This is a genomic window from Novosphingobium organovorum, from assembly GCF_022832435.1.
Classification (GTDB): Bacteria; Pseudomonadota; Alphaproteobacteria; order Sphingomonadales; family Sphingomonadaceae; genus Novosphingobium; species Novosphingobium organovorum.
The window spans coordinates 1-25,082 of sequence record NZ_JALHLF010000032.1; the positions used below are offsets into that span (position 1 = coordinate 1).

General features: G+C 67.2%; 16 protein-coding genes. 5 read left to right on the forward strand and 11 right to left on the reverse strand.

What is annotated here, in order from left to right; genetic code table 11:
- Positions 1-316 precede the first annotated feature (316 nt).
- Positions 317-2,980, reverse strand: coding sequence for a TonB-dependent receptor (locus tag MTR62_RS09880; RefSeq protein ID WP_244020016.1), 2,664 nt, complete (start codon positions 2,978-2,980; stop codon positions 317-319).
- Between the two features lie 261 nt (positions 2,981-3,241).
- Between MTR62_RS09880 and MTR62_RS09885 the strand changes: the two genes are divergently transcribed.
- Both MTR62_RS09885 and MTR62_RS09890 read left to right on the forward strand, forming a co-directional pair.
- A complete protein-coding gene (locus tag MTR62_RS09885) occupies positions 3,242-3,850 on the forward strand; it encodes an RNA polymerase sigma factor (protein WP_244020018.1) in 609 nt (202 codons plus the stop codon).
- Positions 3,786-4,805, forward strand: coding sequence for a FecR family protein (locus MTR62_RS09890; RefSeq protein ID WP_244020020.1), 1,020 nt, complete (start codon positions 3,786-3,788; stop codon positions 4,803-4,805). The genes MTR62_RS09885 and MTR62_RS09890 overlap by 65 nt, the downstream gene beginning before the upstream one ends.
- Positions 4,806-4,814: 9 nt before the next feature.
- Here the strand turns inward: MTR62_RS09890 and MTR62_RS09895 are convergent, their stop codons facing one another.
- The 5 genes from MTR62_RS09895 to hutI are packed head-to-tail and all read right to left on the reverse strand — an operon-like array spanning position 4,815 to position 10,569.
- Positions 4,815-5,360: a HutD/Ves family protein gene (locus tag MTR62_RS09895; RefSeq protein WP_244020022.1), complete on the reverse strand. Its 546-nt coding sequence runs from the start codon at positions 5,358-5,360 to the stop codon at positions 4,815-4,817.
- Complete coding sequence (hutU, locus tag MTR62_RS09900; protein ID WP_244020024.1) at positions 5,357-7,024, reverse strand: urocanate hydratase; 1,668 nt, start codon at positions 7,022-7,024, stop codon at positions 5,357-5,359. Before hutU ends, MTR62_RS09895 begins: the two co-directional genes overlap by 4 nt.
- Positions 7,025-7,034: 10 nt before the next feature.
- Positions 7,035-7,841, reverse strand: a complete 807-nt coding sequence (gene hutG / locus MTR62_RS09905) for an N-formylglutamate deformylase (RefSeq protein WP_244020037.1) — start codon at positions 7,839-7,841, stop codon at positions 7,035-7,037.
- Positions 7,838-9,367 carry a histidine ammonia-lyase gene (hutH, locus tag MTR62_RS09910; RefSeq protein WP_244020047.1) on the reverse strand — a complete coding sequence of 510 codons (1,530 nt, stop codon included), beginning with the start codon at positions 9,365-9,367 and terminating at the stop codon, positions 7,838-7,840. The genes hutG and hutH overlap by 4 nt, the downstream gene beginning before the upstream one ends.
- Positions 9,364-10,569, reverse strand: coding sequence for an imidazolonepropionase (hutI, locus tag MTR62_RS09915; RefSeq protein WP_244020053.1), 1,206 nt, complete (start codon positions 10,567-10,569; stop codon positions 9,364-9,366). The genes hutH and hutI overlap by 4 nt, the downstream gene beginning before the upstream one ends.
- A gap of 102 nt (positions 10,570-10,671) precedes the next feature.
- Here hutI and MTR62_RS09920 point away from each other — a divergent pair, with 102 nt between their 5' ends.
- Positions 10,672-12,066 carry a formimidoylglutamate deiminase gene (locus tag MTR62_RS09920; protein ID WP_244020055.1) on the forward strand — a complete coding sequence of 465 codons (1,395 nt, stop codon included), beginning with the start codon at positions 10,672-10,674 and terminating at the stop codon, positions 12,064-12,066.
- Positions 12,063-12,785 (forward strand): histidine utilization repressor, encoded by a 723-nt coding sequence (gene hutC, locus MTR62_RS09925; RefSeq protein WP_244020064.1) that lies wholly within the window; start codon positions 12,063-12,065, stop codon positions 12,783-12,785. Before MTR62_RS09920 ends, hutC begins: the two co-directional genes overlap by 4 nt.
- A gap of 438 nt (positions 12,786-13,223) precedes the next feature.
- Here the strand turns inward: hutC and MTR62_RS09930 are convergent, their stop codons facing one another.
- The 4 genes from MTR62_RS09930 to MTR62_RS09945 all read right to left on the reverse strand — a co-directional run bounded on the left by MTR62_RS09930 (position 13,224) and on the right by MTR62_RS09945 (position 20,087).
- Positions 13,224-15,851 carry a M14 family metallopeptidase gene (locus tag MTR62_RS09930; protein WP_244020066.1) on the reverse strand — a complete coding sequence of 876 codons (2,628 nt, stop codon included), beginning with the start codon at positions 15,849-15,851 and terminating at the stop codon, positions 13,224-13,226.
- Between the two features lie 31 nt (positions 15,852-15,882).
- Positions 15,883-18,177: a TonB-dependent receptor gene (locus tag MTR62_RS09935; RefSeq protein ID WP_244020075.1), complete on the reverse strand. Its 2,295-nt coding sequence runs from the start codon at positions 18,175-18,177 to the stop codon at positions 15,883-15,885.
- A gap of 332 nt (positions 18,178-18,509) precedes the next feature.
- Positions 18,510-19,028 (reverse strand): hypothetical protein, encoded by a 519-nt coding sequence (locus tag MTR62_RS09940; RefSeq protein ID WP_244020077.1) that lies wholly within the window; start codon positions 19,026-19,028, stop codon positions 18,510-18,512.
- A 69-nt stretch (positions 19,029-19,097) separates the two neighbouring features.
- Positions 19,098-20,087: a sterol desaturase family protein gene (locus tag MTR62_RS09945; RefSeq protein WP_244020083.1), complete on the reverse strand. Its 990-nt coding sequence runs from the start codon at positions 20,085-20,087 to the stop codon at positions 19,098-19,100.
- A gap of 697 nt (positions 20,088-20,784) precedes the next feature.
- Between MTR62_RS09945 and MTR62_RS09950 the strand changes: the two genes are divergently transcribed.
- Positions 20,785-22,395, forward strand: a complete 1,611-nt coding sequence (locus MTR62_RS09950; RefSeq protein WP_244020085.1) for a tetratricopeptide repeat-containing sulfotransferase family protein — start codon at positions 20,785-20,787, stop codon at positions 22,393-22,395.
- A gap of 76 nt (positions 22,396-22,471) precedes the next feature.
- On the opposite strand, the gene MTR62_RS09955 is transcribed toward MTR62_RS09950, so the two are convergent.
- Entirely contained in the window at positions 22,472-24,895 is a 2,424-nt protein-coding gene (locus tag MTR62_RS09955) for a TonB-dependent receptor (RefSeq protein ID WP_244020087.1), read from the reverse strand.
- Between the last annotated feature and the right edge of the window lie 187 nt (positions 24,896-25,082).

The following is a 25,082-nucleotide window of genomic DNA, read 5'->3' on the forward strand; positions in this document are numbered from 1 at the left end:
GCTCGCGCAGGCGCCGCGCAGGCGGCGGACGAGGTGGCGTGCGCGGCGGGGCGCGGGGGCCGCGACGGGCCGTGAAGTGGACATCGTTGTACTCCCTGTTGTGGCTTGAAGGAAACCGGCAAGCCTCCGGCGTTCCGGGCAGGCGCGGGGCCTGCCGGTTAGGTCTGGTGGAATGGGCGGTCTGGGATGTTCGCGTGATGCCGCGGGCTGTGCGGGCTCGATGCGCCGGTCGGCGCTGGGAATCAGCCGCTCGCGTTCCTGATGCGCGGGCGGGGCCAGAGGGGAAAGGGCGTGGCGCGCGCGGGCCGGGGCATGGTCAGAACGCTCCGGTCAGCGTGACCTGGACCGTGCGCGGGGACAGTGGGCGGTAGCTCGCCTCCTCGTTCACGGTCTGGTAGATGAAGGACAGGGCATCGGTGTCGAACAGATTGTCGACGTTGATACGCAGGCGTGCGGTGCGCAAAGGGCCGAGCCCTTCCTCGCGGCCCAGCTCGACATAGGCCGAGACGACCAGCTGTCCGCGCACCGACTGGGTGTTGATATAGTCGGCGTAGCGGCGCGAGGTGTACTTGGCCGAAATATTGCCCAGCAGCCAGGGCGTGGGCTCGAGCGTCGCCGAACCGGTCACGATCCAGCGCGCGCTGTCGGGCAGGCGCTTGCCCGCGATCTTTGTCCCATCGGGCATGTCATCGGCAAAGCGCGCGTCGGAAAAGGTGAGGTTGGCGTTGAAATAGGCGATGTCGCGAAGCGCGGCGGGCTTGACCGAGGCGGTCAGCTCGACCCCGCGCGCGTTGACCGCGCCGACATTGGCGTACTGCGTCTCGAGCGTGCCGTCACCGCCGGGCGCCGCGGCCGAGATCGGCGCGATGAGGTTGGTGAACCGGGTGAGATAGACCGCGCCCGTCGCGTAGAAGCGCGGCTGCACGGTGCGCAGGCCCAGCTCGGCGTTGCGCGCGCGTTCGGCGCGCGGCATCGTGGCAAACGCGCTCGAGGACTGGAACGCGGTCGAGGCGAGGGTGTCCATGCCCTTGGGAAAGGCCATGGTCTGCGCGTAGGAGGCGAAGAGCTGGGTGCGCTCCTCGTCGAAGCGCCAGACGAGGCCGGCGCTCGGCTGGAAGCCATCGGCGTAGTGGGCGTGCGCCTTTTGCGGGCCCCAGCCGGGCGTGCCGTCCGCCAGCGCGTAGTCGGCGTAGTCGCGGTAGCCCGAAAAGGCATAGTCGGCGAGGAGGCCCTTGAACCCGGCCTCGATCGTCAGCGGCCCGTCGCCGGGCGTCCAGCGGTCGCGCAGCCAGAACTGGGTGACCGTGCGGCGCGAGTGGTAGTCGCGGCGGTAATAGACCACCTCGTCGTCCAGCACCGCGCCGTCGGGTGCGCCGTCGGCGCGGTTGAGGCGGTACTGCTGGCGGGCGTAGCGGTCGCTCTCGTGCCAGGCTCCGGCGTCGAGACGGTGCGCGCCAAGTTCGAGCGCGGCCTTGACCACTGCGCCGCGCCGCCGCCCCCAGACCCCCGAATAGCCGTACTGCAACCCGCGCGGCGCGGTGACGGCGAGCCCGGCGGCGGCCTGCTGGTCATAGTAGACCAGCGAATTGGCATAAGTATCGGGGGAGACGCCGTAGCCGTTCTTGTCCTCGGCGTAGAGCGTGGTTTCAAGGAAGCTCGCCGCGTCCTCGCGGCGCGCGAGGTGCAGCGTCGCGCCGTAGAGCCGGTCGTCGCGCGCGTTGATCGCGTTGCCGTAGTAATAGGCATAGCCTGCGTTCGAATAGGGCACCCCGGCCACGCTTTCCGCGAGCACCGGGACAAAGCCGATATAGCCGCGCGCGCGGCCCGTCTTGCCGCCCAGGTCCGCCTCGTCGCTCTCGTACTGGGCGCGGGTGAGCGAGGGGGAATCGTAGTCGAAGAAGCGGTTCGAGACGAATTTGAACCGCGCCCAGCTGCCCCCGCCGAGATCGGTGCGCAGCTGGCCCTCCCAGTGTTCGCGATCGACGCTGCCCGCCCCGCGCCACAGGTCCGAATTGAGCCGGGTGCGGCTGAGATAGGCGCGAAACGGTCCGACCCGTCCGCTCTCCACGCGCAGGAAGGTGCGCGCCAGCTCGTCAGACCCGAACGACTGCGCCATCATCAGCCCCGGCGTCGCATCGGGCACGATCGAGCTGTAGACGACCATCGGGCCGAGCGAGGCATAGCTGGGGTTGGCAAGATCGCCCGCGCCGGTGGAGGCTTCGACTTGCGCCAGGTTCTCGTTGTCGACGTAGCGGAACACAGGGCTGCCGCCAAAAGCGTCCGAGCGTCCGAGCGGGATGCCGTCGACCACGAAGCCGATCTGGTCGAGGTTGAAGGCGCGCGTCTGCACCGAATTGCCGAATTCGTAGAGCCCGAGCGCGCCGTCGGTCTGGACGTTGAAGCCGGGCAGATACTCGAGCATCTTGAGCCCGGAGATCCCCGGCGGGGCGGACAGCAGCGCGCGGCGGGTGACCGCGCTGGTCTGGCTGACATGGCCTTCGCCGATCGCTGTGGCCGGGCTCGACAGGCGCCTCCCGGTGACGAGGATGGGCTCGGGCGGCGGCATGGCGACGCTCAGCGGAGTGTGCGCATCGGCCAGAGCCGCGTTCGCGTTGTCGTTGGCGCCATCCCCGTTCGTGCCGCTGGTGTCTGGCGTGTCGAGGCGCAGCACCGCCACGTTGCCGCGCAGCGAGACAAGGCGCAGGCCGGTGCCCGCGATCAGCGTTTCGAGCGCGGCGCGCGGTGTCTTGCGCCCGCGCAGCCGGCGCGAGCGCAGGCCCTTGGCGGCATCGTAGGCGAACAGGATCCGCACGCCGGATTGCTCGGAAAAGCGGTTGAGCGCTGCCTGCATCGACTGGGCCTCGATCCGGAAATCGTACACGTGCGCGGCGGGCGCGTCGTCAGGCGCATCGGCCTGCGCGGGGCAGGCCGGGACAGCCACGAGAAGGGCCCCCGCGAACAGATGAAGACCCGTCCGCACGCGGTTGTTCCTCCTGGTGAGCCATGCTCCCTTACCCCCCTCAAACGAGGCACGAAGCAAAACCCGCCATGGTCCGTCATAAAAATTTCGCAGTGCAGCGATCCCGGCGACCATGACGGGCACTGTGTCCTATTTTCGCTGGACAGGCGAGCCATGGCGTGATGCAATACCGTCATAAAAATGGCACGCGCGGGGGCAAGCCGCGTCAAGCCGCCGGGCATTTCATGGGGGAGGGTCCTGTCACGCAGTTGGGGGGCCTTGTTGGACGATATTCGCGCCAGACTGGATTGGTTCGAAGCGGTGATCCTGCCGCACCAGCCCGCGTTGCGCACGCGGCTGGGCCGAATTCTGCGCTTTTCGCAGGATTTGGACGACACCGTTTCCGAAGTGCTTGCCCGTGCCTGGCAGGCGGAGGATTTCACGCGGATCGATCAGGGCCGCGCCTATCTGTTCAACATCGCGCGCAATCTCATCATCGACGAGGCGCGGCGCGACAAGATCGTCTCGTTCGAGCAGATCGCCGATCTGGAATTGTTGCAGGCGCGAACCTGCACCGAAGCGCAGCTTCACGCGCGCGACGAATTGCGCTGGCTGCAGGACTTCCTGCCCAAGCTTCCGGCGCAGTGCCGCCGCGTGTTTCACTTGCGCCGGGTCCAGGAAAAATCCATGCGCGAGATAGCGGATGAGCTGGCGCTGTCCGTTTCTACGGTAGAGAAACATCTGGCCAAAGCGGTGCAGCTGATTATGCGGGCACGATGGCAACGCGAGGAAACCGTCTTTGAGCGGACAGAAGCCGACACATCCTGTGCCAACGGCCTCGGGCGAGGAGCTCGAAACGCAGGCCGCGCGCCTGGCGGTCCGCCTTCCTGACGCCGATCCCGCCGAAGCCCGCGCGATCATGGCCTGGGTGGCGCAAAGCCCCCGCCACGCCATCGCCTTCGCCCGCGCCGAGGCGGCGTGGAAGGATTGTGAGCGTCTCAAGGCGCTTGGTCCCGACTTGCCGAAGGTTCTGCGCGGTGAGGACGCGGCGCACGATGCCGTATCGGCGCAGCCCGAAACCGACGAGGCGCGCTCCGGCTGGCGGCTTTCGCGCCGGCGCCTGATGCTTTCGGGCGTCGCGGCGGCCGCGCTGGCCGGGCTCTGGCCGCTCTCCCGGCTGGTTCTGGACGAAGGGCAGGTCTTCACCACCGAACGCGGCGAAGTGCGCGAGGTGCGCCTTGCCGATGGTTCGGTGCTTCATCTCGATACCGATTCGCGGGTTGTCGTCTCCCTTTCCCCGCACCGGCGCGATCTGCGGCTGGAGCAGGGGGCGGCATCGTTCGACGTTGCGCACGATGCCGCGCGGCCCTTCGAGGTGACGGCAGGGGGCAGCGTGACGCGCGCCATCGGTACGCGCTTCACCATCGATACGCGCGCGCTGAGCGATGCGGGCCGGGTCGAGGTCACGGTGAGCGAGGGCGTGGTTTCGGTGCGCGACAGGGCCGGGCAGCAGGTGCGCGTGGCGGCCGGAAACGCGGCGACGGTGCGCGGCGATGCGCTGGCCACGCGCCGGCTCGATCCTGCCGCGCTAGAACAGCGCACCGCCTGGCAGAACCGGATGCTTATCCTCGATGGCATGACGCTGGGCGAGGCGGCCGCCGCGTTCAGCCGTTATCGCGCTCACCCGATCCTCGTCGAGGACCCCGCGCTCGCCGCGACGCGCATGGGCGGGCGCTTTGGCCTTGGTGAGGCCGACCAGTTCCTCGCCGCGCTTCAGGCGGGCTTCGACGTCGATGTCGAGCGCGCGGGCGATGGCACCGTGCGGATCGCGCCCGCACGCCGCTGAGGCAGCCTGTCAGGCGCGGATGGCCACGAAGGATACCAGCAAGGCGGCGCCTTCGCAGGTCAGCGCACCGGACACTTGGGCGCAGTCGAACGCGGCAAGGGCTTCTCCTGCCAGCTGCTGGGCTTCGAGGGCTAGGAAGTAGTTCACTGCGTCAGGACACTCGGCCCGCTCCCCGGCTTGCAGCCGCACCATGCGGACGGTGAAGGCCGAGCGGCGAACCATGGCGTTGAGATCACGAACCGGGCCGCCGATCGGCGCGCCATCGACAGGTTGGTCGGCCGCGAAGGCCAGCGGATCGCTGCCCGGATCGAGCGCGGCGTCGAGCGCAGGGCCGGTCAGGTGCAGCGTGCCTTCAAGCACGGCCAGCACCCGGTCGACGCCGTCAAAGTGCGAGAAGGGGCCGGGCCGCTCGACGTTGGCCATGCTCAGGCGCCAGAGGAAGTCTTCCATGCCAGCGCCGGGCGGGAACACCGCGATTTCGCGCGTGGTCCCTCCGCCGTTCTTCCAGGGCAGATCCGGGCATCGGGATGCCCGGATGATACGCAGCGCATTCACCCGGTGATGCCGGGCAGGTCGAGCCCCTTTTCGCGCGCGCAGTCGAGCGCGATGGCATAGCCCGCATCGGCGTGGCGCATGACTCCGGTCGCCGGATCGTTCCACAGCACGCGTTCGAGGCGCCGGGCGGCGGCCTCGGTGCCGTCGGCGACGATCACCATCCCGGCGTGCTGCGAGAAGCCCATGCCCACGCCCCCGCCGTGGTGGAGCGAAACCCAGGTGGCCCCGCTCGCGGTGTTGAGGAGCGCGTTGAGCAGCGGCCAGTCGGAAACTGCGTCCGAGCCGTCCTGCATCGCCTCGGTCTCGCGGTTGGGCGAGGCGACCGAGCCCGAATCGAGGTGGTCGCGCCCGATGACGACCGGCGCCTTCAGCTCGCCGCTCGCAACCATTTCGTTGAAGGCCATGCCAAGGCGGTGGCGGTCGCCCAGACCAACCCAGCAGATACGCGCGGGCAGGCCCTGGAACTGGATCTTCTCGCGCGCCATGTCGAGCCAGTTGTGCAGGTGCGTGTCGTTGGGCAGCAGCTCCTTCACCTTGGCGTCGGTCTTGTAGATGTCTTCGGGATCGCCCGAAAGCGCGGCCCAGCGGAACGGGCCGACGCCGCGGCAGAACAGCGGGCGGATGTAGGCCGGGACGAAGCCGGGGAAGGCAAAGGCGTTTTCGACCCCTTCCTCGAAGGCCATCTGGCGAATGTTGTTGCCATAGTCGGTGGTCGGCACGCCGTCGGCCTGGAAGGCGAGCATGGCCTTGACGTGGGTCGCCATCGAGGCGCGCGCGGCCCTGGCGACGGCGGCGGGATCGCTCTGGCGCTTTTCCATCCATTCCGCCACGCTCCACCCGGCGGGGAGATAGCCGTTGAAGGGATCGTGCGCCGAGGTCTGGTCGGTCAGGAGGTCAGGGCGGATGCCGCGCTTGTAGAGTTCGGGAAGCACTTCGGCGGCGTTGCCGAGCAGGCCGACCGAGACCGGCTTGCCGCTCGCCTTGGCTTCTTCAAGGATCGCCATGGCTTCTTCGATGGTGGTTGCCGAACGGTCGAGGTAGCCGGTGCGCAGGCGAAACTCGATGCGCGAGGGCTGGCATTCGATGGCGAGGCACGAGGCGCCGGCCATGACCGCGGCGAGCGGCTGCGCGCCGCCCATGCCGCCAAGCCCGGCGGTCAGCAGCCACTTGCCCGAAAGATCGCCGCCATGGTGCTGGCGGCCCATTTCGACGAACGTTTCGTAAGTGCCCTGAACGATCCCCTGCGCGCCGATGTAAATCCACGAGCCTGCGGTCATCTGGCCGTACATCGCCAGGCCCTTCTTATCGAGCTCGTTGAAATGCTCCCAGTTGGCCCAGTTGGGAACGAGGTTCGAATTGGCGATCAGCACGCGCGGCGCATCGGCGTGGGTGCGGAACACGCCCACCGGCTTGCCCGACTGGACGAGCAGCGTCTCGTCCTCGTTCAGGCGCTTCAGGGTCTCGACGATCGTGTCGTAGCTCTCCCAGTCGCGCGCGGCGCGCCCGATCCCGCCGTAGACGACGAGTTCCTGCGGGTTTTCCGCGACGTCGGGGTGCAGGTTGTTCATCAGCATGCGCATGGGCGCTTCGGTCAGCCAGGATTTGGCGGTGAGCTCGCTGCCGGTGGCGGGCGTGATGACGCGGGCGTTGTCGAGACGGGTCATGGTGCTTTCCTCAAGGTCGGGCGAAGGCGAGGCAGGCCTTCAGGATGGCGGTCAGGTGGACGGTCAGATCGGCGGCGCGTTCGCGCGTGAAGGGGGTGGGCCAGTTAGCCTCGTCGGGCACCTCGGGCTCGTCCAGGTAGGCGCGGATGGCGATTTCCATCTGCACCGCGTGGAAGCCCTCGGCGGGCCGTCCGTAGTGGCGCGTGGTCCAGCCCCCCTTGAAACGGCCGTTGACGACATGCGGCAGGCCTGAGGCGGCGCAGAGCGCGGCGATTTCGGCTTCAAGCGCGGGGGCGCAGGTCGTGCCCGCGTTGGTGCCGAGGTTGAACACGGGCAGTTCCCCTTCGAACAGGCGGGGGATATGGCTGCGGATCGAATGCGCGTCGTAGAGCACGACCGTGCCATGGGCGTCGCGCAGGCGGGTGAGTTCGGCGTCCAGCGCGGCGTGGTAGGGATCGAACCAGCGGCTGCGGCGCCGTTCGATCTCGGCCGCGTCGGGAACCGCGCCACTATAGAGCGGCGCGCCATCGAAAGTCATGGTCGGGCACAGCTCGGTGGTGGCCTGCCCCGGATAGAGCGAGGCGCCCGAGGGATCGCGGTTGACGTCGATCACGCTGCGCGAGACGCGCGTGCGCACCGTCGTGGCGCCAAGTTCGCGGGCGAAGCCGTAGAGGTCGTCCACCCACCAGTCGGCATCGCGCCGGGCCAGCCAGGGCGAGACGAACGCGCCTTCCACGTCGGCAAGGTCGGTGCCGGTGTGCGGAAAGGCGACGACGAGCGGCGCCTCCCCGCGATGGATGTCCAGCCAATCGGTCACGACACGCCGGGGAGCAGGCCGTCGGCCATGGCGGCGAGCGCGCCGCTGCGGATCAGCGCGTTGGCGGCTTCCATGTCCGGGTGGAAGTGGCGATCGTCCTCGAGCGCGGGGACCTGCCCACGCAGCAGATCGCGCGCCGCTTCGAGCGGGGCCGAGGAGGCGAGCGGCTTGTGGAATTCCATGCCCTGCACGCTGGCGAGCAGTTCGATACCCAGCACGGCGGTGGCGTTCTCAGCCATTGCGATCAGGCGACGCGCGCCGTGGGCGGCCATCGAGACATGGTCTTCCTGATTGGCCGAGGTGGGGATCGAGTCCACGCTGGCCGGATAGGCGCGCTGCTTGTTCTCCGAAACCAGCGCGGCCGCCGTCACCTGCGGGATCATGAAGCCTGAGTTGAGGCCGGGGCGCGGGGTGAGGAACGCGGGCAGGCCCGAGAGCGCGGGGTCGATCAGCATGGCGAGGCGCCGCTCGGCGATCGAGCCGATTTCGCAGACCGCCATGGCGATCATGTCGGCGGCGAAGGCGACCGGCTCGGCGTGGAAGTTGCCGCCCGAAAGCGCCTCGTCGGCTTCCGGGAAGATCAGCGGGTTGTCCGAGACGCCGTTGGCCTCGATCTCGAGCGTGGTCGCGGCCTGACGCAGCACGTCGAGCGCGGCGCCCATGACCTGGGGCTGGCAGCGCAGGCAATAGGGGTCCTGCACGCGCGCATCGTTCTCGACATGGCTGGCGCGGATCGCCGAACCGGCCATGAGCGCGCGCAGGGCATCGGCCACCTCGATCTGGCCGCGATGGCGGCGAAGCGCGTGGATGCGCGGATCGAAGGGGGTGTCCGAACCCTTGGCGGCCTCGGTCGAAAGCGCGCCGGTGACGAGCGCGGAGCGGAACAGCAGCTCGGCCTCGAACAGCCCGGCGAGAGCGTTCGCGGTCGAAAACTGGGTGCCGTTGAGCAACGCGAGGCCTTCCTTGGGGCCAAGCTCGAGCGGGGCAAGGCCCGCTTGTGCCAGCGCCTCGGCGGCGGGCAGGCGCGCTTCGCCGACGAAAATCTCGCCCACTCCGATCATCGTTGCGGCCATGTGCGAAAGGGGGGCCAGGTCGCCGCTCGCGCCGACCGAACCCTGGCAGGGCACCACCGGGGTCAGCCCCTTTGCCAGCATCGCTTCGAGCAAGCCGAGCGTTTCGGGTCGCACGCCCGACGCGCCCTGCGCGAGGCTGGCGAGCTTGAGCGCCATCATCAGGCGGATGACGGGCACGGGGGAGGGCTCGCCCGTGCCCGCCGCGTGGCTGAGCACGATGTTGCGCTGGAGCGTGGCGAGGTCCTCATCCTCGATCCGCACGCTGGCCAGTTTCCCAAAGCCGGTGTTGATCCCGTAGACGGGTTCGCCCTTGGCCAGGATGCGCGCGATGGCGGCGGCGCTGGCCGCGACCTTGGCGCTGCAGGCGGGATCAAGGCTGAGCGCGGCGCCGCGATAGATCGCGCGCCAGTCGGCGAGGCAGACCGCTCCGGGGGTGAGCAGGACTTGGTTCATTTTCCACTCCAGATGCGCGCATGGAGCGGGTTGAAGCCCATGCGGTAGACAAGATCGGCCGGGCGCTCGATGTCCCAGATGGCAAGATCGCAGGCCTTGCCCGGCGCCAGCGTGCCGACGCGGTGCGCCAGGCCCAGCGCGCGCGCGGCGTTGCGGGTGACGGCGGCGAGGCATTCGGGCACGGTCAGGCGAAACAGCGTCGCGCCCATGTTCAGAGTGAGCAGCAGCGAGGTCAGCGGCGAGGTGCCGGGGTTGCAGTCGGTCGCCAGCGCAATGGGAACGCCTGCGACGCGCAAGGCCTCGACCGGCGGAAGCTTGGTTTCGCGGCAGAAGTAGAACGCGCCCGGTAGCAGCGTGGCGACGGTGCCGCTTTGCGCCATGGCGGCAATGCCCGCTTTGTCGAGATGTTCGAGGTGATCGGCCGAGAGCGCGCCGTGGCGCGCGGCGAGCGCGGCGCCGTGGAGGTTGGAAAGCTGCTCGGCATGGAGCTTGACCGGCAGGCTGTGGCGTGCGGCGGCTTCGAACACGCGCGCGGTCTGTTCGAGTGAGAATCCGATCCCTTCGCAGAACGCATCGACCGCGTCGGCCAGCCCTTCCTCGGCAACACGCGGGAGCATCTGGTCGCACACCAGATCGATATAGCCATCGGCGTCCCCTGTGTATTCGGGCGGGAGCGCGTGCGCGCCCAGGAACGTGGTGGTGACGCGCACGCCGCGCGCCGCACCAAGGCGGCGGGCGGCGCGCAGCAGCGCCACTTCGCTCTCAAGGTCGAGCCCGTAGCCCGACTTGATCTCGATCGTGGTCACCCCTTCGGCGATCAACGCGTCGAGCCGGGGCCGCGCTGCGGCGACGAGTTCGTCCTCGCTCGCCGCGCGGGTCGCCTTCATGGTCGAGACGATGCCGCCATCGGCACGCGCGATGTCCTCGTAGCTGGCACCCGCCAGCCGCATCTCGAACTCACCCGAGCGGTTGCCGCCGAAGACGAGGTGCGTGTGGCAATCGATCAGGCCCGGCGTGATCCAGCGCCCGTCGCAATCGGTCTGCGTGGTCGCGGTGAAGGCCGGGGCGTCGGCGGCAGGCCCTGCGTAGACGATCAAGCCTTCGCGGGCGGCGATCAGGCCGTCCTCGACGAGGCCAAGGCCACCTTCCTGTCCGGCCATCGTGGCCAGCCGTGCGTTGGTCCAGAGCGTATCGCAGTGCATGGTCGAATCCTGTGGCGGCGGGGGTTCGTCGGGTGCAGACAAAAGATTGCACCGATCGCTTTTAATGTATAGACATAAAATGCAGCCGAGAGGAGCTATCCGATGCCCGACGTTCCCGCCCGCGCCGAAACCGGCCTGTTCTTCGATTCCGCGCTGCTTCCCGGCGGCTGGGCGCGCGATGTGCGCGTGGGCATCGTGGATGGAAAGATTGCCTCGGTCGCGGTGGAGGCCCGCGCGCAGGACCGCGACGAGCGCCACGCGATCGCGCTGCCGGGCATGCCCAACCTGCACAGCCACGCCTTCCAGCGCGGGATGGCAGGGCTGGCCGAATGGCGCGGGGACACGGCCGACAGCTTCTGGACCTGGCGCGAGATCATGTACCGTTTCGTGCGTACGATGACCCCTGAGGACGTGCGCGCGATCGCCGCGATGGCTATGGTCGAGATGCTCGAGACCGGGTTCACGCGGCTCGGCGAATTTCATTACCTGCACCACGCGCCCGACGGCACGCCTTACGCCAACCGGGCGCAGATGGCCGGTGCGCTTGCCGAGGCCGCGCGCGCGAGCGGGATCGGGCTGACGCTGCTGCCGGTGTTCTACGCGCATTCGGGTTTTGGAGGGCAGGCGCCGGGCGAGGGCCAGCGGCGCTTTCTGCACGACATCGAGGGCTTTGCGCGCACGCTGGAAGAAAGCCGCGCCGCGCTGGCGGACCTGCCCGACGCGGTGCTCGGCCTGGCGCCGCATTCGCTGCGCGCGGTCACGCCCGAAGAATTGCACGCGCTGGAGGGCCTCGCCGGTTCCGGGCCGATCCACATCCATAGCGCCGAACAGCGGCGCGAGGTGGACGATTGCCTTGCGTGGAGTGGAGCACGGCCGGTCGAGTGGCTGCTCGCCAACGCCAATGTCGACGCGCGCTGGTGCCTCGTCCACGCCACGCACATGACCGGCGCCGAGACCCGCGCGCTGGCGGCGAGCGGGGCGGTGGCAGGGCTGTGCCCGATCACCGAGGCGAACCTGGGCGATGGCCTGTTCCCCGCGCCCGCTTTCCTCGATGCGGGGGGACGCTTTGGCATCGGCAGCGATTCCAACGTGCGCATCGATGCGAGCGAGGAGCTGCGCCTGCTCGAATACGGCCAGCGGCTGGGCGCTCAGGCGCGCAATGTCTGGGCGCGCGGTGCGGGCGAATCGAGCGGTGGGGCCTTGTGGCGCGGGGCGCTGGCTGGCGGGGCGCAGGCGCTGGGCGTTGCGCGGGGCGGCGTGGCGGCCGGGATCGCCTTGGGCAACAGCGCGGACATCCTCACGCTCGACGCGGACCACCCCGCGCTGGCGGCGCGGGCGGGTGACGCGCTGATCGATGGGTTTGTCTTTGCGGGCGGAAGCGGGGTACTCGATTGCGTCTGGCGCCACGGGGAAAAGGTGGTAGTCAAGGGAATCCACCGGGACCGCCCGGCGATCAGGGAGCGCTTCATCTCGACTTTGCAAAGACTTCTCGCGTGAAGCCACCGCTGCACGAACGCATTCGTTCGGACTTCGAAACGCGTATCCTGTCCGGCGAGCTGGAGCCCGGCCAGCGCCTGCCGATCGAACAGGAACTCATGGTCGCCTACGACTGTTCGCGCATGACCGTGAACAAGGCGTTCTCCGCCTTGGCGCAGGCCGGGCTGATCGACCGGCGCAAGCGTGCCGGCACTTTCGTGGCGCGTCCCAAGGTCCATTCGATGGTGCTCGACGTGCCCGATCTGGCCGAGGAAGTGCGCGGGCGCGGGCAGGCCTATGCCTATCGCCAGCTGCACCGCGCGCTGCGCGCGCCCGAGCCCGAACGCGCCGAGGAGGCGATGCTCGCGGCCTGCGGTGAGCTGGTCCAGGTCGATGGTCTGCACTGCGCCGACGCGGTGCCCTTCGCCTTCGAGTACCGCCTGGTCAGCGCGCGCGCGGTGCCCGATTTCGCCAGGGCCGATTTTGCGCAGGACCCGCCGGGTACCTGGCTTCTGCAGCACGTGCCCTGGACCGAAGCGGAAAACCGCATCAGCGCGGTGGGGGCAAGCGCGGGCGAGGCGGCGCATCTACTGGTCGAGCCGGGCACGCCGTGCCTGTGCGTCGAGCGCAGCACCTGGCGCGGATCGGAGCGGATTACTTACGTGCGCCAGGTGTTTCTGGGCGAGGCTTACGATCTGGTCGCCCGCTTCGGCTCGGCCGGACCGGGCGAGGCGGCCTAGGGCGCGCGGACAAATTGGAGCGGCCGGTTTCGCTCCCGTTGCGGACGTTCACCGACAGGCGTACCTTGCCACCTCTGAGCGAGGGAAAAGTGTCGGGAGGATCTTATGAATACCGCGATCCGGCTGCTAGTTCTCATTCCCACAGCGGCCATTTGTGCGCTCCTTGCGTTTCTCAGCTTGGGGTTTGGAGGCCTAAATGTCGCGTCGCTGACGTTGGCCATTGTGCTTGCCATCACGCCATTTGGACTGATCGCATGGACGGTAGCTGACCATCGCAAGAGAGCCCGACGCGGCAGCTAACCATCCCAATCGGCGATCAGGGCGGCATGAAATTTGTCCACGTCACCTAGCGGTTCAAGGCGCGATTGCGAAAACAAGAAGGGGGACGCCGGCCGATGCCGACGCCCCCCTTTTTGCAAGGCCATTGCGGTGCGGTTCTCAGTGCGGGTAGAGCGCGTTGAAGAACAGCTTGTAGGCGCCGTGCGACTGGCCGCGCCACTGCGGGCGGAAGCCGTAGAGCACGACCTTGCCCTTGCCGTAGTTGACCTCGAGCGCGGCGATCTTGCCTTCGATCGCCTCGGGGTGGAGGATCACGCCGCTCAGCAGCGGGTTCTCGTCCTTGGGCCAGGTGGCAAGGATGGTGCCTTCGAAGCCCGGCTTGGTGGCAAAGGCCGGCCCCTTCTCGAACATCACCGCAGGAGAGGTAGGCATGCCGCCGCTGATCGCGGTGCCCGGCGCCACGTTGACCTTGAGCAGCGCGCCCGAGCAGAAGAAGGTATCGCTGCCCACGTCCTTGAGGACATTGGTGACCGGCAGGTCGAACAGGTCGATCACCGCATCGGCCGAACCGTTGAGCGCAACCAGCGTGCCGCCGTTCTTCACGAAGTCCTTGAGGCTCTGCGCGCCCTTTTCGCCGATGCCGCCCGCGTAGGGGGCGGGCATCTGGCTGGGGCTGAAGCCGTCCATGAGCGTTGCCAGCGGGCCCTTGTACTTCGAGGTGAAGTTGCGCAGCGGGGTGGTCTGGCCCTTGGAATCGCCCGGCGGGTTGCCGATGTCGGGCAGGATTACGGTCTGGTACTGCGACAGGCCCTTCTGCACGTCCGCGTTGTGCACGCTGCCCGCGCCAAAGTCGTACTGTTCGAGCAGCCAGCGGGTCCAGCCCTCGTCGATGTTCGAGCCCCAGGGACGGTAGAGCGCGATCCTGGGCGCGGTAACGGGCGCGCCGCCATCGCCCTTGGCCGCGGCGGTGACGACAAGCGCATACTTCGTGGCCAGCGCCTTCATCGCGGTTTCGGGGAGCCCCGAAAGCGATACCGTGTCCGCGTCCCAGTGTGCCTTCGCGCCCTTGGCAAGCGCGTCGTTGAGCGCGCGGTAGGCGTTGTTGACCTTGCGGCTGAAGGTGAAGGTGGCGCCCGTGCCGCTCAGCGTTCCGGCGGGCGCGCTCGCCTTGGTGATCGGGGCGAGTTCGCCGCGCGTCGCCGCGTCGAGCGGCTTGGCGACGCGTTCGACCGCGACGTTCATCTGCATCGGCAGCGTCCAGCCGGTGACGTCGTAGGGCAGGTCGACCGGCTTTCCGGTGCCATCGAGAATGGCGTCGGGATAGGTCTGCTTCTCGAACATCTCGCGCGCGAAACCGGCAAACGGCTGGTCCATCGGCACGACCCAGCTGCCCGCCGGGTAGCTCTTGCCGCCCAGCGTGGTCTCGGCCTTTGTCTGGAGCACGGTCAGGCCCTGGCGGATCATCAGGTCGGCCAGCGAGGCGGCCTCGGGCATGTCGGGCTGTCCGGCGGGGATGACATAGGCGCCCGGACCCTCGCTCGCGGCCTGCGCGATCATGTCACGCCCGGCCTGGTAGCGGTTGTAGTTGAGCGTGGTGCGGTACTTGCTCGCGGTTTCGAGCACCGACATCGAGGCGGTCAGCATGTAGTCGACCGAATCCTTGAGATGCCATTCGCCGCCGCGCCAGGGGTGCGGGTACTGCACCAGGGCTTTCAGGTCCTGGTACGGCTTGGGGAAGTCCGAAACCTTGTAGGTCTTGGGGGTGGCGCTGTCGTGCGCGGTCTCGGTGAAGAACGAGATCGTGTTGCGGAACACGTGGATGTAATCGAGGAAGCCTGCGTACCAGTTGTCGAAGCGCGCCTCGGCGATCGCGCCGGGCTTCCCCTCGGTCTCCATGCGGGCCATGATGTTGGTGCCCACCGCGTTCGTCCAGATGCGCATGTAGGGGCTGATGTTCGAGGAGATCGGGTCGGCGAAAGGCGGCACCCAGATGCGCGCGGGGAAGGGCGCGGACTGGTGCTGCGAATACCAGATCACCGGCGAATAGGTCTGCTCGGCGGCGTTGACGACCTGGCTTTCCTGCATGTTGAGCATGTAGCCGTCGCGGTTGTTGTCGTGCCCGACGTACTCCTGATAGAGCCAGGGGGTCTTGCTGGTTTCCCACGGCGTGCCGCGCTGCTTGCGGTACCAGTCGACGACCATGTCCTGCCCGTCGGGGTTGAGCGTGGGCCACAGCACCAGCACTACGTTCCTGAGGATCGCGTCGACCTCGGGATCGTTCTTGGCCGAGAGCAGGTGGTAGGCAAGCGCGAGCGGGAGCTGGTGGTCGGAGACCTCGCTCGCGTGCATGCCGCCGTCGATGTGGACGATCGCCGGGATCTTGGCGGCAAGCGCCTTGGCCGCCGCATCGTCGAGCCCGGCGACATGGCCCAGGTCGTGGCCTGCCTTGCGGATGGCGTCGAAGTTGGCGAGGTTTTCCGGGCTCGAGATCACCGCATAGACGAAGGTGCGCCCCTGCGTGGTCTTGCCCGGCAGGGTGACCAGCTTGATGCGGTCCGAGGCCTTGGCGAGGGCCTGGAAGTAGCGCACCGAATCCTCGTAATTGGCAAGGTAGTAGTCCTCACCCACATCGTGGCCGAGGACCGAGCGCGGCGTCGGGATCGCGGCGTCGATCGTGCCGGTAACCGGCGAGGCGGCATCGGGCACTTGCGCGGGCGCGGGCACGCTGAGCCCTAGCGCGGTGGCCGCCAGAAGCGCGCCGATTGCGGTTGAAGTAACGGTTTTCATGATGGAATTCTCCAGTCGGGACCGCTTCGCCTTAGAAGGCGTGGCGCAGGTTGATGCCGATCGTGCGCGGCGCGGCGGACGTCGCCGAGTAGCTGTTCGCGGTCGAGCTGCGGGCGGCGTAGTTGATCGCGGTGGCGTCGAAGATGTTGTTCACGAACAGATAGATGCCGGTGTCCGAAGCGGACAGTTCGACACCGATGCGCGCGTTGGCCATGGCGTAGTCGTCGATCTTGACGCGGTAGGCGTTGGTCGGGCGCAGCTCGGAATAGGACGAGCCGACGTAGTTGACGTCAAGCCGCGCGAAAAAATCGAGGCTGTCGCTCACCGGCTGGCGGTATTCCGCGCTCGCGGAACCCGAGAAGTGGGGGATGTAGGGCAGGCGGTCGCCCGCCTTGCCCGCCGCGACGACCACGTCGCTGACCTGATCCCTGGTCAGCTTGGCGTCGAGATAGGTGCCCGAGAGATTGAGCGTGAGCCCTTGCAGGGGCTTCACGAAGGCTTCGGCCTCGAGCCCGCGGATGCGCGCGGCGCCCGCGTTCGACATGAAGCTGTAGGCCCCGTTGGTGGTGCGCCCGCGCACCTGGATGTTGTCCCAGTCGATCTGGTAGGCGGCCAGGTTCAGCGTCAGCAGGTTGTCGAGCAGGTTGAGCTTGGTGCCCACTTCGTAGTTCCACAAGCTGTCCGACTTGTAGGCGACCAGTTCGGAGGAAAGCCCGATGACCTGGTTCGCGCCGCCCGGACGGAACCCTTGCGAGGCGGTGGCGTAAACCATCACGTTCGCGTTGGGCTCCCACGCGGCGTTGAACTTGAGCAGCGAGCCGTCTTCCGAACTGTCGACCGAAGTCAGGCTGCTGGCCGAGGCGCCGATCAGTTCCCAGGCGATGTCGGTGTAGCCCGAGACGGTCTTCTTGTAGTCGAAATAGCGCAGGCCCGCGGTCAGGCTCACGGTCGAGACCGGGTGCCAGGTCGCTTCGCCGAACACCGCGAACTGGCGCAGCTTGTCGTAGATGTGGCGGCGGTAGATCAGCTCGTTGGGGAAGATGATCTGGCCCGAGACCGCATCGGCCAGCGCGTCCTCGGAGGTCACCGTGTTGTCGCGGTTCTGGTAGAAGCCGCCGATGGTCCAGTCGATCGCGCTTTCCCCGGTCGAGCTGACGCGCAGCTCCTGCGTGAAGTCGCGGGTCGAGCCGGGGTAGTAGATGGCGGCCGGCCCGAGGCTGTCGATATAGTCGTAATAGTCCGAAAGCTGCCCGCTCGAGCAGGCCGAACCGTCCGAATTGACGTAGCTGGCGCAGTCGTCGGTGTTGCGGTAGCTGGCGATGTAGTAGCTGTCGTCCGCCGCATAGGCCGACTTGCGGTGCTGGTAGCCGGTGATCGAGGTGATCGCCACCGGACCCAGTTCCCACACCGCGTTCGCGCTGTAGAGCTGCGACTTGTCGGTATAGGGCAGGATCACCTGCGCGGCCGACTTGTAGGTGCCGACTTCAGGGTTCCAGGTCGAGGAGACGGCGTCGGTGTTCTCGAACTGGCCGGTGAGGTCGAGCGTGAAGTTGCTGGTCGGCGTGAAGCGCAGCATCAGGCGCCCGCCGGTCGCCTTGTAGTCGTTGACGTTCTTCTTGTTGAGGTAGGTGTTGTCGATATAGCCGTCGAAGTCGCGGCGGTAGAGGATCGCGCGCGCGGCGAGCACGTCCTTGACGATCGGCACGTTGACCATTCCGTTGACGAAGTAGCCGAAGCCGCCGCCCTTGGTGGTCTGGACCTGGCCTTCGATCTTGCCTTCGTACTCCTGCGTGGGCTTGTTGTAGAGCACGCGGATCGCGCCGCCCATCGAACTGGCACCGTAGAGCGTGCCCTGGGGGCCGCGCAGAACCTCGATCCGGTCGACATCGAACAGGGTGAGGTCTGCGGTGCGCCCGGCCGCGTCGCTCGACACGCCCACCGAGCCGGTGATCGGCACATCGTCGTAATAGACGCCCACCGTCGCCTCGCCCGAGGCGCGCACGCCGCGCAGCGAAACGCGGCGCTGCCCCGGCCCGCTGTCGGTGATGTTGAGGCCGGGCACGAACTTGGCGTAGTCGGTGATGTTGGTGACCCCTGCGTTGGTCAGCGTCTCGCCGGTCAGCGCGGTGATCGCCATGGGGGTGTCCTGCACGGTCGTGTCGCGGCGCAGCGCGGTCACGACGATCGCGTTGGCGCTGTCATCGCCCGAGGCGGGCTTTTCGCTCTGCGCCTGGGCAGGAGAGGCGAGCACGCCGGCCAGCGCAATGGCCGCCGGACACAACGCCAGACGCGCGCGCGCGGTATCGATCGTGGAACGATAGGTCATGGTCTTCCCTGTTTTCGATGTGGTTATTGGCCCCGAAACGCGAGGGTAGGCTGGCCTTTTTGCTCGCGATTCGAAAATTCCGGCATTAATGTCTATACAACAATTTTATTGCTTACGGCGCCCTGTAAAGGAAAGACAAAATATTCGCACCTGCGAAAAAATTAAAATATTATCCGTGTTGCGAACATTTTTAGGGCGCGTGTCGAAAGGGCGTGCCCGTGTGCGGCGCGCGCCGGAGCGGGCTTGCCCGGTTCGTCCCCACGCGCGCGCGGCGCAAACGCAAAGACGGCCGCGCGGCGTTCGCCACGCGGCCGGTCCTCCTGCTTATCGGGTCAGGCGTGGTGCGCGCTCTGCTGCAGCGGGGCGCCGGGATCGCGCGCCGCGACAGGGGCTGTGTCCGGTGCTTCGGCCTCGCCGTTGAGACGCTTGGTGAAGGCCTTGCGGATCAGCCAGGGCTCGAGGATGCGGCCCGCGATGTAGAGCGCGGCGAAGATCCCGGCAAAGACCAGCCCCGATGTCTTGGCGTCCTTGAGCAGCAGCGCGACGGCGACGAAGAAGAAGGGCAGTGCGAAGCAGAACAGCAGCGTGCCGCTGTTCATCGCGTAGACGAGCCGCGAGGTCGTCTGTCCCTGTTCGACCGTCAGCGTACCACTGCGGTAGATGGCCATCTTGTCCTGCGCGCGCGGGTCCTTCTTGCGGAAGGTCAGCGTGTCGCCGTCGATCGCCGTGCGCGTCCCATCGGCCTGGAACTGGTCGTCGAGCGCGGCGAAAGTCTCGGCCGAAGTGCGCGGCGGGATCAGCGCGAGCGAGCCGCGCACGGTCCAGATCGTATCGATGAAAGGCAGGTTCACGCAAAGGTCTCCAGATGCGCGCGAAGGGCGCGCACGCGCGGTGGTGTGGTATCGGCTCGGCGGGGCCGCTTACTCGGCCGGGACTGCGGCGGGGTGCAGGCGGCGCTGGAGGAAGGCCTTGGACGACTTGTACCCTTCGGTGAAGGTATAGGTCATCTGCTCGGGGATCGACATGCGGCGGCCGCCTTCCATGCCCAGCAGTTCCGCTTCGCCATCGACGCAGGTGCCGAAGATGCGGTCCAGGAAGATGTAGGTGTTGCAGTAGTTGCTGCGGCTGGCTTCGTAGTCGAGCGAGTGGTGCACGCTGTGGTGTTCGGTGGTGTTGAACAGGAACAGCCACCAGCGCGGGGTGTTGAAGCGGATGTTGGCGTGCTGGTAGATGCTGATCGACATGCCCAGCGAACCGGCGAGGAGCGCGGCGCGCGGCAGGAAGTCGAAGAAACCACCGATGCCAAGCCCGATCAGGAAGATCTCGGTCGGGTTGCCGATCTGGCCCTTGTTGATGTTGAGCTGGGTGATGTAGTGGTGCACCGAGTGCGACAGCCACAGCGGGTACCAGTTGTGCATCCCGCGGTGCATCCAGTAGTAGCAGATGTCGGCGAACAGCGTGATGAGGAACGCCTGGACGAGCAGCGGCATGCTGGTGAACCAGGTGAACTTCTCGGTGTCGAAGGACTTGAGGATGTGTTCGGCCCAGACATCACTGCCGAAATTCTTGCCGAGGTAGCGGATCAGCGTGTAGGCGATCGCGACGTAGAACAGGTCGACGACGAGCTCCTTCCAGGTCAGGCTCCAGCTCTTGTAGCGCGGATTGACCCACTCCAGGATATAGAGCAGCACCTTGAAGCCGATGCCGATGCCGATCGCGGTCGATGCCTTGGCGATGGAATCGGGCGCGTACATCCAGAACAGCACGAGCGCGAGCAGGACCGCGGGCTGGAAGTAGGTGAAGAACATCCGCTTGAACGGACCGCCTTCGACTTTGGGCAGATTGTCCCAGCCGACAGTGACCGGCGAATCCGCACCAATCACTCGCTTCCCGACGCGAACTCCGTTCATACACTCACCCTCGTAATACGCAGTGGCCCGTGGTAGTAATACTGAATACAAGCATCGTAATACTCGCCCGCTTCGCTGTCTACAGCCATCTGGACCTTCGTCCCAGATTGTCCCGCCCGGTTCCGGCGCGTGTCCGGGAAGGGCCTGGCCTTGTCCCGCGATACCGCGTGAAACCCTAGGAAAACTGCGGGTTTGCGAATGGCTTCAATCTATCACAGCTTTGCCGTTCGTAAACCGCGACGGAGGGCCTGGGTGTGCATTTTATTCGTCCTGCGAAGAAAAATTTGGCAGTGGCGAGGTTGATGCCCCCGGTAGGGTCCGGATCGCGGCTTGGTTTGTTCCATCCTAGGGCGCTTTTGCGAATCGGAAATTGCGAGAAATCAAGCGCGACCGAAGATGCGGCTCAGCCAGGCGGCGGGTCTTCGCGCAGCCTTTCCTCGGCGATGCGGCGCGCGGGTGCGAGCCGACGCGGTGCCGAGCCCGCGCGGTGCCGAGCCGGGGCAAGCCGATTGCAGCGGCGGGGGCTGCGCGTTAAGCGTGGCGGATCTTCAGGAGCGCGAAGGCGCCAGGCCACGGTCCCTCCATCACCATCGGGGGCCGCGGTGATCGCTACAGAAACGGGATGCACCATCGTCATGAAACCGAACCGCGCGGTGCGCCGCTTCGCCGCTTGTCCGGCGCTTTGCGAGTCGCGGGCGTGAGCCTGCAAGGCGAGGGCGCGGAGACGCTCGAGGCGCAGGCGCGCGCTGCTCTGGCGCGCGGCGATCTGTCCAGCGCGCAGCGCGCGGCGGGCACACTGGCCCGGCGTCATCCCGAACGCGCGGCGGGGCCGTTTCTGCTCGGGCTCGTCGCCGCGGAAGCGGGGCGGTTCGGGGAGGCCTTGCCGTTGCTGCGCCAGGCCACAGAGGGCGAGGCGGCGCCTGCCGAGCAGGCCGAGCACCTTGCCCAGCTCGCGCGCATCCTGATCCTGCTGCGACGCGACGGCGAGGCGGCCGAGGCCGCGCAGGCCGCGCTCACCCTTGCCCAGCAGGCCTCGGCGCTCACGCTCGATACCATCGGCTGCGTGCTGGTCCGGCTGGGCGATCACCAGAGCGCGCTGGCGCCCTTTGGCCGTGCGGTGGAGGACGAGCCGGACAACCCGGTCTATCGCTTCAACCTTGCCGCCGCGCTTGGCTTCACCGGAGAGGTGGCGGCGGCGCGCGCGCACTACGAGGCGATCCTTGAGCGCGATCCGGGCCATGCGCGGGTGCATTACGCGCTGGCGATCCTGTCGCGCCAGAGCCGCGAGGACAACCACGTCACCCGGCTCGAAGCCGCGCTGGCCAAGACGCCGGGCCGCGAGGACGCGCTGCGCCTGCGCTATGCGCTGGCCAAGGAGCTTGAGGACATCGGCGAGCCCGCGCGCGCCTTTGCCCATCTGGCGCAGGCCAACGCCGCGCACAAGGCGGCGACCGGTTACGACTTTGCCCGCGATGCGGCGATCTTCGATGCGATCGAGGCGCTGTTTTCGAACGGTGATACGCCGCTCTCCACAGGCGCCGGGCGGGGCGGCGCCGCGCCGATCTTCGTGGTCGGAATGCCGCGCACGGGCACCACGCTGGTCGATCGCATCCTCTCCTCGCACCGCGATGTCGAGGCGACAGGCGAGCTTCAGGCCATGCCGGTCGCGGTCAAGCAGCTGGCGGGCACGCGTTCGCGGCTGGTGATCGATGCGGAAACGATCGCGGCGAGCGCCGCTTCGGACCCGCGCGCCATCGGTGAGGCTTACCTTGCCCGCGCGCAGCACCACCGGCGCACGGGGCGCGCACGGTTTACCGACAAGCTGCCCGCCAACTTCCTCTATATCGGCCATATCCTTTGCGCGCTGCCCGAGGCGCGCGTGGTGTGCCTGCGTCGCGGTGCGATGGACACGGTGTGGAGCAATCTGCGCAACCTCTTCGCCACGCAGTCGGCCTATTACGGCTATTCGTACGATCCGCTCGACACCGCGCGCTATTTTGCGCGCTTCGATCGGCTCATGGCGTTCTGGGAGGCGCGGTTTGCGGGCCGCGTGCTGCAACTGGGCTACGAGGCGCTGGTGCACGACCAGGAAGGCGAGACGCGAAGGCTGCTGGCGCATTGCGGGTTGGACTGGGACCCGGCGTGCCTCGCCTTCCATCAGAACGCAGCCGCCGTCGCCACGCCCAGCGCGGCGCAAGTGCGCCGTCCGCTCAACGCCGAGGGGATCGGGCGCTGGAAGACCCACGCCGAAGACCTGCGCGAGGTCGCGGCGTTTTTCCAAAGCGCGGGGATCGCGCTCGACGGATAGCCTTGGCGAGAGGCAAAAAAAAGGGGCCGGGAAACAGCGCGTTTCCCGGCCCCTTTTCGTGTGTTCTGGCCGCGGCTTAGAAGCGCACGGTGCCCTGCAGGCCGACGACGCGCGGCTGCGCGACCGAACGGGCGTAATAGCGCGAGATCACACCATCGTTGACGATGCCCTTGCGGGTCAGGTCGTTGCTGACGCCGGTGATGGCGTAAGTGTCGAAGATGTTGGTCGCATAGACGCCGATGTCGAAACGCTCGGTCTTGTAGGTGATGTTGGCCTGATGCATCCAGTACGACGGGAGCGCCTCGCCGCCGCCACGCAGGCCCACGCGGGTGTAGATGTTGCCGGTGTAGGTCGCCGTCCAGCCGAACGCGATCGAGTTGTCACCCACGGGCATTTCGTAGGTGGCGTTGATCGCGCCCTTGTTCTTGGCCGAGCCAGGCAGGCGGTCGCCCGAATAGGCCGAGACCAGATCCCCGCCTTCGACCGACAGCAGGTCGGGCACGTCCTCGGTCAGGTGCGCGTCGAGGTAGGAGTAGTTGCCGCGGATGGTCAGGCCCTGGATCGGGTTGGCCTGGAACGAGACGTCGACGCCCTGCGAGACCGCCTTGCCGCCGTTCACGGTGATGCCGATCGCGCCGTAGGTGGTCTGACCGTCAAGCTGGATGCCGTCCCAGTCGATGTGGAAGGCCGAGAGCGAGACCATCAGCTTGTTGTCGAACAGCTGCGCGCGCGCGCCGATTTCGGCGTTCTTGGTGCGGTCGGGGCCGTAGGACAGCTCGCTGGGCAGCGCGCACAGCGTCTGGCCGCTCGGGCCGTTGTCGATCACGTCCTGGCTGCACGGTGCAACGCGGTTGACGCCGCCGATGCGGTAGCCGGTCGACCAGGTGCCGTAAACCATCACGCTGGGCGTGATGTTCCACGAGGCGTTGATCTTGTAGACGAGCCCGTTGTCCGAAGTCGAACCCGAGCGCGAGCTGTAGGTATCGTCCCAAAGCGGGAGGTACGAGCCGCCGTCGACGTTGGCGGTGTACTTGTAGTAGCGCAGGCCGCCGGTGATCTGGAGATCCGGCGTGAAGTGCCAGGTCGCCTCGCCGTAGAGACCCTTTTCGTCGTTGCTGCTGTTGACGTACGAGGAATACTCGTGCGCGTACTCGGAGTTCGAGTGGTCGGTGATGAAGCTGGTGTCCCAGTTGTCCGCCTCGTTGGCCCATTCGGGGAAGCCGGGGACATATTCATCGTAGTTCGACTTGTAGTGCTGGCGGTTCCAGAACGCCCCCGCCACGAAGCTGAGCGGGCTGTCGAAAGTCGAGACGAAGCGCAGCTCGTTGGTGAACTCGTGTTCCTTCTGCTGCGAGACGTTGTAGCTGGAGAACTCGGGGAAGGCTTCGTAGCCGTAGTCGAGGTCGAGCAGGAGGTCGGTGTTGTCGTTCTTGTAGCGGGTCTTGCGCTGCGTATAGGCCGAGACGAACACCACGTTGAGAGCGTCCTGCACGTTGCCCTCGACTTCGAGCGAGAGCATGTCGCCGATGCGGGTCGCGGGCTCGAGGTAGCGCCAGGCGCCCTGATACTTGCCTTCACCCACGACACCCGCGCTGGTGGCCGACTGGCCCTCGGTGTGGGTGCGCTGGTGGGCGTAGGTGACGTAGGCCTTGAAGTCGTCGGTGAAGAAGCCGAGCTGGTTGCGCGTGGTGAACGTGCGTTCGAAGTTCACGTCGCTGTAGGAATTGAAGTTCTCGGCCTTGTCCGCATCGGTGCCCATCGGGTTGCTGGTATCGCCGGGCTGCGGGTTCGAGACGCCCGGCTCCTTGAGCACGTAGGGGTAATCGATATAGCCCGGCGTGTAGTAATAGCCGGTGACCGAGCGGAACGCGATGTGGTCCTTGACGATCGGGATGTTGACCATCCCGTAGCCGTTGTACCCGGTGTTCTTGGAATGGGCCATGTCGAACACCTGGCCGTGCAGTTCGGCCGAGTATTCGGTCGCGTCGGGCCGGTTGGGGATGTTGCGCATCGCGCCCGCGAGCGTACCCAGGCCGTAGAGCGTGCCTTGCGGGCCGAGCAGCGTTTCGACGCGGTTGATGTCGATCAGCTTGAAGTCGTAGTACATCGGCACTTCGCCGAGGTACATGCCGACCGCCGAGTTCGAGTTGTCGCCGCCGCTGGCGTCGGTGTCGCTCGCCGAAAGACCGCGCATGACGATGGTGCCCGCGCCGCGCGGGCCGGTGTCGACGATGGTCACGCCCGGCGTGAAGGCGCCCAGGTTGCGCATGTCGTCGATGTGCTGGTCCTGCAGGTCGCTGCCGCTCACCGCGCTGATGTTGATCGGCGTTTCCATGATCGTGGTGTCACGGCGGGTGGCCGACACGATGATGGTGTTGCCATCGCTGGCACCGGCGTCAGCCGCGGGGGCTTCGTCGGCCAGCGCGGGGGCGGCGGCCAGCGCGCAGCTGATGACGGTTGCGGAAAGAAGTCCTGCCCTGATTCGTGTCCTGTACGACATTGGTTACCTCGTCTTGTGCTGGGTCTTGTTCTGTCTGTGGCGCTCGCCTCGCCGGATTGCCCTCAATCCGAAAAAAGCCAGGCCTGAAAATGCCCGGATGGCGGTGAGCGTGGGTGCATGGAGCGTCGGTCTTGCGTGGCCGGGGCCACGGATCGTGGTGCGAAGCCCTGGCTTTCCCGGCGTCTTG

Excerpts from the sequence above, each read along its gene's own strand:
- hutU (WP_244020024.1), bottom strand. The coding sequence starts at position 7,024 with ATGACCCGTCTCGACAACGCCCGCGTCATCACGCCCGCCACCGGCAGC.
- hutH (WP_244020047.1), bottom strand. The coding sequence starts at position 9,367 with ATGAACCAAGTCCTGCTCACCCCCGGAGCGGTCTGCCTCGCCGACTGG.
- MTR62_RS09955 (WP_244020087.1), bottom strand. The coding sequence starts at position 24,895 with ATGTCGTACAGGACACGAATCAGGGCAGGACTTCTTTCCGCAACCGTC.
- MTR62_RS09930 (WP_244020066.1), bottom strand. The coding sequence starts at position 15,851 with ATGAAAACCGTTACTTCAACCGCAATCGGCGCGCTTCTGGCGGCCACC.
- MTR62_RS09920 (WP_244020055.1), top strand. The coding sequence starts at position 10,672 with ATGCCCGACGTTCCCGCCCGCGCCGAAACCGGCCTGTTCTTCGATTCC.
- hutI (WP_244020053.1), bottom strand. The coding sequence starts at position 10,569 with ATGCACTGCGATACGCTCTGGACCAACGCACGGCTGGCCACGATGGCC.
- MTR62_RS09945 (WP_244020083.1), bottom strand. The coding sequence starts at position 20,087 with ATGAACGGAGTTCGCGTCGGGAAGCGAGTGATTGGTGCGGATTCGCCG.
- MTR62_RS09935 (WP_244020075.1), bottom strand. The coding sequence starts at position 18,177 with ATGACCTATCGTTCCACGATCGATACCGCGCGCGCGCGTCTGGCGTTG.